Source organism: Streptomyces sp. NEAU-174 (assembly GCF_052665095.1).
Genome location: NZ_JBQTCE010000001.1, coordinates 503,763 through 512,016, shown reverse-complemented (window position 1 = coordinate 512,016; position 8,254 = coordinate 503,763). Strand labels below are relative to the sequence as shown.

Here is an 8,254-nt window from a genome sequence, read left to right as displayed (position 1 = left end):
GGGGGGGAGGAAGAGGGGAGGGGGGGGGAGGGGGGGGGGGGTTTTTTCCCCCCCCCCCCCCCCCCCCCCGCCGCCGGAACTCGGGCTTCAGCTCCCTCCTACTCCTCCCTCGACTTCAGGCCCACCACCACCGTGTGTGTATTCAGTAGCGGCTCCGACCTGACGTCCGGGAAGCCCGCCTCACGAAGCCAGCGCTCGCAGTCCACTGCCCGGTACTCCGAGCCCATGGGGCTGACCAGACGCATGTAGAGGCTGTAGAGCAGTCGCTGCTGGTCTCGGCGCTCTTCGTCGATCATGCGGTCGTAGACCAGCAGCATGCCGCCGGGCCGCAGTGCCTCGTGAGCCCGCCGCACCAGCGTCCGGCGTTCCTCGTCCTCCCAGCCGTGCAGCACCTGCCCGTAGACGAGGACATCGGCCTCGGGGATCGGATCGGTGAACAGGTCGCCGCCGACGAAGCCCACCCGGCCTGCCATGCCCAATTCGGCCATGTGCCCCTTCAGGTAGCGCTCGGCCGAGGGAGGTTCGAAACAGTAGCCGCTCAGATGCGGATGCGCCTCAAGGAGCGCTGCCGCCAGATGCCCCCGGGCTCCACCGAGGTCCCCGACGTCCTTGTAGCCGCTCCAGTCGAAGCGCTCGGCGAAGTCCCGGGCCACCCGAGTGCTGAGGTGGTCCATCACCTCCGCATATACCTTGAAGCGCGCCTGGTCTTCGTGGGACTTGGCGACGAAGCCGCCCCGGGGCTGGGTCTCCACCTTCCCGGTGCGCAGCCCCCTCGACAGCTGCCCCCACGCCTGCTGGAAGGACGCCGTGACCATCCGCGGATAGTCCCCCAGATACACGCCCTGGCCGGGCACCAGGTAGTGCCCGGCCACCGGGGCGTTCCGGTACCTGTCCCCCACCCTGATCAGCAGCCCGAGCCCGGCCAGCGCGTCCAGGAAGTCCTTCGAGAACCGCTCATGCAGCCCCAGCCGCTCCCGCAGCTCGGGCTCGGTCAGCGAGCCTTCGGCCAAGGAGCCGAACACGCCGAGCTCCAGGGCCGCGTGCATCACCTCGGTCTGACAGACAAGTGTCGCGAGCCGCAGAATCGGCTCCGGGCCGATCGGGGGCAGGTCGACGATGCCCTCGGGTGCGCTCTCCATGTGCTACTCCCTGTGTCAACGGGTTGCTGGCAGGCACATCGTGAGCACTCGGGCTTGCAGCCCGATGGCAGGCCGCTGGCGGCCCCTGGTCTTCGGGGGTTCAGCCGTTGATGGGCGGCTTGGCGGACCAGGCGGTCAGGGAGAGGGTGCCGTTGTCCAGGTCGTGGTTGAAGGCGACCGTGCTGTGGGAGTTGCTGCCCGTCGGGGAGATCTGGAGGTACTTCGCGTGGGCGGTCCCGGCGCCGGTGGTGGTCCACACCAGGTCGGCCCAGGCGCTCTTGCCGGGGGCGAGGGTGATCGGGTGGGTGCCCGGGTCGGTGGCGAAGTAGGTGCTGCCGTGGCGGGCGGTGGTCTTGATGGCGGTGTGGCCGGCGCCCTCCAGGGCGACCCCGGCGTAGCCGCTGATCACGCAGGTCTCGTCGCCGGTGTTGGTCACCTTCAGGAAGGTGCCCCGGTGGTTCATCTCCGCCTGGGAGGTGCCGGCGGAGTCCAGGGTCCCCCGCAGCGTGCCCGGCTGGCATTCGGAGGCCGCCTGGGCCTGGTTGGCGCCGGAGCCCAGGGCCGTTGCCTGCTTGCCGGTCTTGTTGCCCGCCTGGCTGTGGATCGAGGAGTCCGACTGCGACGACTTTGCGGCGGACGACGCGTGGGAGGAGGAGCTCCCCTTGGCGTCGGACGAGGAGCCGTTGCTCCCGCAGGCGGTGAGGGCGACGGCCGAGGCGGCGGCGATCAGCGCGGCCGCACCGGCCTTACGGATACGGCGGTTGAGAATGTGGTGCGACATGACGACCCCCATGGGCTTCCGGTTTGTGCGGTACCTGCTCACGCACCATCCATGGTGTCGGCCGCCGCTGGCGTTCCCTTAACGGTCGCTGTCGATCCGCTAACGCCCGACTAACGCCCGCCGTCACCGCTCCGGCGGGGTCCAGTCGGCCACGAGCTCCAGGAGGCCGGGGAAGCGGGCGTCGAGGTCGGCGACCCGGACATGGCTGCGGCGCTCCAGGCCGTATTGGCGCTGACGGGTGATGCCTGCCTCGCGGAGGGCCTTGAAGTGGTGGGTGAGGGAGGACTTGGGGCGGTCGAGGCCGAACCAGCCGCAGGTGTGGTCGAACTTCTCCGATTCGAGAAGGAGTTTGCGCACGATGCGGAGGCGGAGGGGATCGCTCAGCGCCGCCAGGACCGTCTCCAGGCGGATGTCCTCCACGGCCGGCTCCGGGAGCGGGGCCGGGAGGTCCGGGGGTTCGGGGAGCGCCTTGATGGCGGGGCGTTCGCTTTCGGTGGTCCGGGGGGTCATGGGCGGGTCCTGTGGGTCCTCGGTGCGCGACTCTCTGTACGAGTCCGATCGTACTGCATGCTAAGTTCGACTCAAGTCGTACTGAGTGTTCATCGGGAGGAGTCGTCGTGTTCGGGAGTCGGGCGGGGGTGGTCTCGGGGGTGCGGGAGGCCGACGGAGGGGAAGACGGCGTCGCCACCCGGTGGGTGTGGACCGCCGCGTGGCCGGTGACCGCGGTGTTCGTCCTCTCGAACGCGGCCACACCGCTGTATGTGCGGTGGCAGCGGGAAATCGGGTTCTCCAAGGGCACCCTGACGGTGATCTTCGCCTGCTACATCGTCGGGTTGCTCGGTTCGCTGCTGGTCTCGGGCGTGGTCTCGGACCGGGTGGGGCGGAAGCCCGTGCTGCTGCCCGCGCTCGGGCTCGCGCTGGCGGCGTGCGCGATCTTCGCGAGTGCGTCGAGCGTGGTCGCGCTGCTCGTGGCGCGGCTGTTCAGCGGGATCGCGGTCGGCGCCGTGGTCTCCGCCGGAATGGCGGCGGTGACCGATGTGGCCGGGCCGGGGCGACGGCGGCTGGCGGCGCTGTTGGCCTCGTGCGCGATGGTGTTCGGGGCCGGTCTTGGGCCGTTGCTCGCGGGCGTGTTGGGCGAGGGGGTGTTCGCCTTGGAGGCGGTGTTGCTGGTGGCGGCGGTCCTGGTCGTGGTGCGGATGCCGTTGCGTCGTTCCTCCGGTGTGCCCGCGCGGTCCGTGCCTGCTCGGTGCGCGTTCGCACGGTCCGTGCCCGCGCGGTCCGTGCCCCCGCGGTCCGTGCCGGCGAGCGGGGCCTGGGTGCGGATTCCCGGGGTGCCTCGGGGGAGTGGTGGGGAACTCCTCATGGGCATCGCCGTCTTCGCGCCCGGCATCACCGCCACCTCCTTCGTGCTGTCCCTCGGGCCGTCGCTGCTCTCCGGGTTGCTGGACACCACCAGCCCCGTGGTCGCGGGGGCCATGGCCTTCGTGATGTTCCTGACCGCGACCGGTGCGCAGTTCGCGGTCCAGCGGCTGGACCGGCGGACGATCCTCCTCGCCGGTGCGGTCAGTACGACGATCGGCATGGGCGCGCTCATCGCCGCCGTCCGCGCCTCCTCCGTGCCGCTGCTCGTCGCCGCCGCGCTGCTGGCCGGGGCGGGCCAGGGGATGGGGCAGCTCGGTGGGTTGTCGCTGCTCAACTCCAGTGTTCCGCCGGGCCGTCTGGCGGAGGCCAACGCGGCACTCAACGTCGGCGGCTATGTGCCCGCGGGCGTACTGCCGGTAACGGCGGGTTATCTCAGCGACGCGGTGGGGCTGACGGCGGGGGCGACCGTCTTCGGGGCCGTGCTCATGGCGTTGGCCCTCGTCGGGGGCCTGGTGGTGCTCACCGGCCCTCCGCCTGGCCAGAGGAAAGAGGCATGAGGGCATGGAGGGTGGGTAGACGGGACCCCAATCAGCCTATGCATGCAGCCGATACAGGGAGTGCGACGGTGAACGACACGGCACCCGCGACGATGTCGATGCTGACAGCAGCGGAAGCTGAGCAGGCACATGACGTTCGTGTAAGTGACATTGCAGTGGATGGAGTCAAGACCGCCGGCCCCGTCGATCTGCCCACGGTGGACGATCCGGCAAAGGTGGCGCCCAAGGACGCACGCGCGCTGACCAAGACGTTCCTGGATCGGCTGACGGAGCTGGAGGAGGGGACGCACGAGTACCAGTACGTGCGGAACACCCTCATCGAGCTCAATCTGTCGCTGGTGCGGTACGCCGCCCGGCGGTTCCACAACCGCTCGGTGGAGATGGAGGACATCGTCCAGGTCGGCACCATAGGGCTGATCAAGGCGATCGACCGGTTCGACCTGAGCCGTGAGGTGGAGTTCACCACCTTCGCCGTTCCGTACATCGTCGGCGAGATCAAGCGGTTCTTCCGCGACACCAGCTGGGCGGTGCATGTCCCCCGCCGGCTCCAGGAGTTGCGGATCGACCTCGCCAAGGCGAACGAGGAGCTGTTCCAGCGGCTGGACCGGTCGCCCACCACGGCCGAGCTCGCGGAGCATCTGCGGCTGAGCGAGGACGAGGTCGTCGACGGACTGGTGGCCAGCAACGGCTATCTCACCACCTCGCTGGACGCGCCCGCGGACCAGGAGGGCGGCGCCGCCCGCGTGACCACGTACGCGGACCGGTTCGGCGACGTCGACCCGGCCATGGAGGCCGTGGAGAACCTGCACGCGCTCAAGCCGCTGGTGGAGCAGCTCGGTGAGCGGGACCGCCGCATTCTTCAGATGCGGTTCGGCGAGGAGATGACGCAGTCCGAGATCGGCACCGAGCTCGGCGTCTCCCAGATGCATGTCTCCCGGCTGCTCAGCCGTGCGCTCGGCCGGTTGCGGCGCGGAATGCTCACCGAGGAGTAGGTCCGCGAGGAGTAGGTCCGCGAGGAGTAGGTCCGCGAGGAGTAGGCCCGCGTGGGAAGGGGCCGTACGAAGGGGCACTGCCGCCGCGCTGCTGATCACGACGCTGCTGATCACAACAGAACACGACCGAAGGGGCCCGGCCGGAGATTTCTCCGGCCGGGCCCCTTCGGTATCGCGTTGTGGTTTATCTGTGCCGACTTCGGGCTACCAGCGGTACCACCGCCCTCGCCGGCCGCCGACCGTCGGCCGGGCGATGAAGCCGATCAGCCAGACGGCGAGCACGATGACCGCGATCCACCACAGAGCCTTCAGGGCGAATCCGGCGCCGAAGAGCAGCAGGGCGAGAAGTAGAACGACAAGCAGGGGGACCATGATTACCAACCTCCTCGCCGCGCCGAGTACCCCTCCGGGAATCCGGCACACCTGATCAATTCATGCTCTTTCGAACACTCGGTTACTCCTGGTGGCCGGATGGCGTGGCGTCCCACGGTGAGCGGAGGCAGGCTGGAAGGGCAGAGGTCAGAGGGTGATACGTCATGATCCAGCCAGCCGATATCCGTGAGTGGCGCGACCAGGATGTCGTCGATGAGCAGGGCCGCAAGATCGGGGTGCTCGAGGCGATCTACGTGGCCACGTCCACCGACGAGCCCGCCATGGCCACCGTCCGCACCGGACTGCCCACCCGTCACCGTCTGGTGTTCGTCCCCGTGGACGACGCGGTGGTCGGGCCAGGCTATGTGAAGGTCTCCTACACGCGGTCGCTGGTGAAGAAGGCACCCGCGCTCGGCCTGGACGATGTGCTGCCCGCGGAGCAGGAGGGGGCGATCTTCCAGCACTACGGGAAGACGTACCAGTCGGGTCCGGGCGGCGGGCGGCAGCTCGCGCGCCGCTGATGGCCGAGGACTCGTGACGACCGAGGAGAGGTGTCGGCGGTGGCGCTCTTCCTGTTCCTGGTGATCGTGGCCATCGTGCTCGGCCTCATCGGCTGGGTGGTGCACGGTCTGGGCTATCTGCTGGTCATCGGTGTGGTGGTGCTGGTGGCCGACATCGTCTTCGGGCTGGTGCGGCTGGCACGGCGGGGCCGGCGGCGTCGGCTCCGATGACGGGACGCGCCGAGGCCCGCGTCCCCTTCGGGGCGCATGCCGTCCCGTACGCCCCCGGCACGCTCCGGCCCACCCGCGACGGCGACCCGGCGGCGGCCGACCGGCGGGTCCTGGACCACTACGAGCTGTGGAAGGCGTACTTCCTGCGGTCGGGCGACGAGGTGGGCGGCGGGGGCCGGTGCGCGGTGTTCACCCCCGACGCGGCGTACCCCTTCGTGGCCGAGGCCCAGGGCTACGGACTGGTGATCACCGCGCTGATGGCGGGCGCCGACCCCGACGCCCACGCCCTCTTCGACGGCATCCTCCGGTATGTCCTGGCCCACCCCTCCGTGCACCACCCCGATCTGCACGCCGCCCAGCAGGACGCCGGGGGCCGGGATGTCGGGGGACGGGACTCGGCGACCGACGGCGACCTCGACATCGCGTACGGGCTGCTGCTCGCGGACCGGCAGTGGGGCAGCGGCCATGGCGGGTGCGGCGGCCACGGCTACGACTACGAGGCGCTCGCGGTGCGGCGGATCGACGCCGTCATGGAGTGCGAGGTGCACTCCACCACCCGGCTGACCAGGCTCGGCGACTGGTCCTCGGGCCGCTATGACGAGGTCTCCCGTACGTCGGACTGGATGCCGGACCACTTCCGGGCGTTCCGGGCGGCCACCGGCGATCCGCGGTGGGACGAGGTGCTGGACGCGCAGCTGTCGCTGGCCGGGGAGCTGCGCGCCCGCCATGCCCCGGCCACCGGGCTGCTCCCCGACTTCGTCGTGGACACCACGTCCGGCGAGCCGAGGCCCGCGCCGGGGCAGGTCCTGGAGAGCCCGCATGACGGCGACTACCACTGGAACGCCTGCCGCGTCCCCTGGCGGCTCGGCGCCGACGCGGTGACCAGCGGCGACGCACGCACCCGGGCGGCCGCGCGGGGGCTCAGCCGCTGGGCGAGGGCGGCGACGGGCGGCGATCCCGGACGGATCCGGAGTGGATACCGACTCGACGGCACGGCCTATGGGGACCTGGGCTCACCCGCCTTCGTCGCGCCCTTCGCGGTCGCCGCGCTGACGGAGGGCGAGGGCGAGGGCACGGGCGAGGACGAGGGCACGGGCGGGGGCGAGGGCACGGGCGAGGACGAGGGCACGGGCGGGGGCGAGGGCGCGGACGGGAGCGCGGACCACGAAGCGGCCGGGGCGGCGCAGGGCTGGCTGGACGCGCTGTGGGCGCGGATGTGCGCCGCCCCGCCCGATCCGGCCCGCGCCTACGCGGCGGGGGTGCAGCTCCAGTCGATGCTGGTGGTCAGCCACAACTACTGGGTGCCGTAAGGGCGACGACCGTCTCGCAGAGCGACTCCAGGACGTCCCGCGCCGGGCAGCCGGGCAGCGTCGACAGGGCCGCGCGGGCCGCGTCGGCCTGACGGGCGGTCTCCTCACGGGCCCGGTCCAGGACCGGATGGGTGCGCAGCCGCGCCACCGCGTCCGAGTGCCCCACCGCGTCCGCGTGCCCCGCCCGCTCGGTGGGCCCCGCCCGCTCGGCGAGCCCGGTGAGCAGCTCGTGCAGCTCCCGGTCCGCGGGGTCCGCGGCCCCCGCCAGCAGCAGGACGGGCAGGGTGGGGCGGCGGGCGGTCGGGGCCGCCACCTCGTCGGCGAGATGGCTCGCCACGCCCAGCCGTTCGCCGTACCGCGCGAGCGCGTCCGCGACGCTCGGATCCGCACCCGAGGCCAGCGCGCCCAGCCGTCCGGAGACGGCGGTCAGTGAGCCGGTCCGGCTCGCCAGCACGTCCAGATGGTGCTCGACGGGGTCGCGGCCCTCGCACGGTCCGGTCGTCTCCAGGATCTGGCCGGTGACCTGCCGCCGGAACGCCTGGGCCTGGATCCGTACGGCCTCCGGCCCCAGGTCGGCCAGGATGTGCGAGGCGCGGGCGAAGAGGAAGTCGCCGGTGAGCACCGCCACCGTGTTGTCCCAGTTGGCGTCCGGGCGCGGGGCGTCGCGCCGTACGGCCGCCTCGTCCCGGACGTCGTCGTGGTAGTGGGTGGCGAGATGGGTCAGCTCGACGACCACGGCGGCGGGCACCACGCCCGGTGCGCCGGGGTCGCCGAACCGCGCCGCCAGCAGCACCAGCAGCGGCCGGAGCCGTCGCCCGGCCGTGCGCGTCAGCTCCCGCGCGGCCTGGGTGATGAACGGCACATCGCTCTTGGTGGCCCGCAACAGGCCCTCTTCCACCGCCGCTTGACCGGCCCGGAGGCCGTCCGCCAGCGCGTGGTCCCGCACGGTCGGCTGCATGGACAGAAATGTCTCATATGTCGTCAGTCGTGGGCTTGAGGGCGTGTCATCG

The 8,254-nt window shown here is 71.4% G+C and carries 10 protein-coding genes; 5 read left to right on the top strand and 5 right to left on the bottom strand.

Annotated elements, in window-relative coordinates; genetic code table 11:
• Positions 1-98: 98 nt before the first annotated feature.
• The 3 genes from ACT2CW_RS02075 to ACT2CW_RS02065 all read right to left on the bottom strand — a co-directional run bounded on the left by ACT2CW_RS02075 (position 99) and on the right by ACT2CW_RS02065 (position 2,430).
• The gene (locus ACT2CW_RS02075; RefSeq protein WP_164435116.1) at positions 99-1,139 is read right to left on the bottom strand and encodes a methyltransferase; all 1,041 of its coding nucleotides are present in this window, start codon (positions 1,137-1,139) and stop codon (positions 99-101) included.
• Positions 1,140-1,239: 100 nt separating this feature from the next.
• Positions 1,240-1,920 (bottom strand): DUF4232 domain-containing protein, encoded by a 681-nt coding sequence (locus ACT2CW_RS02070; RefSeq protein WP_445515291.1) that lies wholly within the window; start codon positions 1,918-1,920, stop codon positions 1,240-1,242.
• Positions 1,921-2,043: 123 nt separating this feature from the next.
• On the bottom strand, positions 2,044-2,430 hold the full coding sequence (locus ACT2CW_RS02065) for an ArsR/SmtB family transcription factor (RefSeq protein ID WP_414084302.1): 387 nt from the start codon (positions 2,428-2,430) through the stop codon (positions 2,044-2,046).
• A 107-nt stretch (positions 2,431-2,537) separates the two neighbouring features.
• Between ACT2CW_RS02065 and ACT2CW_RS02060 the strand changes: the two genes are divergently transcribed.
• Together ACT2CW_RS02060 and ACT2CW_RS02055 are read left to right on the top strand one after the other, a co-directional pair.
• A complete protein-coding gene (locus tag ACT2CW_RS02060; RefSeq protein WP_445515290.1) occupies positions 2,538-3,839 on the top strand; it encodes an MFS transporter in 1,302 nt (433 codons plus the stop codon).
• 92 nt (positions 3,840-3,931) lie between these two features.
• On the top strand, positions 3,932-4,831 hold the full coding sequence (locus ACT2CW_RS02055) for an RNA polymerase sigma factor SigF (RefSeq protein ID WP_445515669.1): 900 nt from the start codon (positions 3,932-3,934) through the stop codon (positions 4,829-4,831).
• Positions 4,832-5,035: 204 nt separating this feature from the next.
• Here ACT2CW_RS02055 and ACT2CW_RS02050 read toward each other — a convergent pair whose 3' ends face one another.
• Entirely contained in the window at positions 5,036-5,203 is a 168-nt protein-coding gene (locus ACT2CW_RS02050) for a hypothetical protein (protein WP_020870302.1), read from the bottom strand.
• Positions 5,204-5,367: 164 nt separating this feature from the next.
• Between ACT2CW_RS02050 and ACT2CW_RS02045 the strand changes: the two genes are divergently transcribed.
• The 3 genes from ACT2CW_RS02045 to ACT2CW_RS02035 are packed head-to-tail and all read left to right on the top strand — an operon-like array spanning position 5,368 to position 7,244.
• On the top strand, positions 5,368-5,724 hold the full coding sequence (locus ACT2CW_RS02045) for a PRC-barrel domain-containing protein (protein ID WP_445515289.1): 357 nt from the start codon (positions 5,368-5,370) through the stop codon (positions 5,722-5,724).
• A gap of 39 nt (positions 5,725-5,763) precedes the next feature.
• Positions 5,764-5,934 carry a hypothetical protein gene (locus ACT2CW_RS02040; protein ID WP_414084299.1) on the top strand — a complete coding sequence of 57 codons (171 nt, stop codon included), beginning with the start codon at positions 5,764-5,766 and terminating at the stop codon, positions 5,932-5,934.
• Positions 5,931-7,244, top strand: a complete 1,314-nt coding sequence (locus tag ACT2CW_RS02035) for a glycosyl hydrolase family 8 (RefSeq protein ID WP_445515288.1) — start codon at positions 5,931-5,933, stop codon at positions 7,242-7,244. Before ACT2CW_RS02040 ends, ACT2CW_RS02035 begins: the two co-directional genes overlap by 4 nt.
• Here ACT2CW_RS02035 and ACT2CW_RS02030 read toward each other — a convergent pair.
• Positions 7,219-8,202, bottom strand: a complete 984-nt coding sequence (locus ACT2CW_RS02030) for a polyprenyl synthetase family protein (protein ID WP_445515287.1) — start codon at positions 8,200-8,202, stop codon at positions 7,219-7,221. The genes ACT2CW_RS02035 and ACT2CW_RS02030 overlap by 26 nt on opposite strands.
• Between the last annotated feature and the right edge of the window lie 52 nt (positions 8,203-8,254).

What these genes read in the sequence shown, in the direction of transcription:
- ACT2CW_RS02075 (WP_164435116.1), bottom strand. Translation starts at nt 1,139, where the DNA reads ATGGAGAGCGCACCCGAGGGCATCGTCGACCTGCCCCCGATCGGCCCG.
- ACT2CW_RS02070 (WP_445515291.1), bottom strand. Translation starts at nt 1,920, where the DNA reads ATGTCGCACCACATTCTCAACCGCCGTATCCGTAAGGCCGGTGCGGCC.
- ACT2CW_RS02065 (WP_414084302.1), bottom strand. Translation starts at nt 2,430, where the DNA reads ATGACCCCCCGGACCACCGAAAGCGAACGCCCCGCCATCAAGGCGCTC.
- ACT2CW_RS02055 (WP_445515669.1), top strand. Translation starts at nt 3,932, where the DNA reads ATGTCGATGCTGACAGCAGCGGAAGCTGAGCAGGCACATGACGTTCGT.
- ACT2CW_RS02050 (WP_020870302.1), bottom strand. Translation starts at nt 5,203, where the DNA reads ATGGTCCCCCTGCTTGTCGTTCTACTTCTCGCCCTGCTGCTCTTCGGC.
- ACT2CW_RS02045 (WP_445515289.1), top strand. Translation starts at nt 5,368, where the DNA reads ATGATCCAGCCAGCCGATATCCGTGAGTGGCGCGACCAGGATGTCGTC.
- ACT2CW_RS02035 (WP_445515288.1), top strand. Translation starts at nt 5,931, where the DNA reads ATGACGGGACGCGCCGAGGCCCGCGTCCCCTTCGGGGCGCATGCCGTC.
- ACT2CW_RS02030 (WP_445515287.1), bottom strand. Translation starts at nt 8,202, where the DNA reads ATGCAGCCGACCGTGCGGGACCACGCGCTGGCGGACGGCCTCCGGGCC.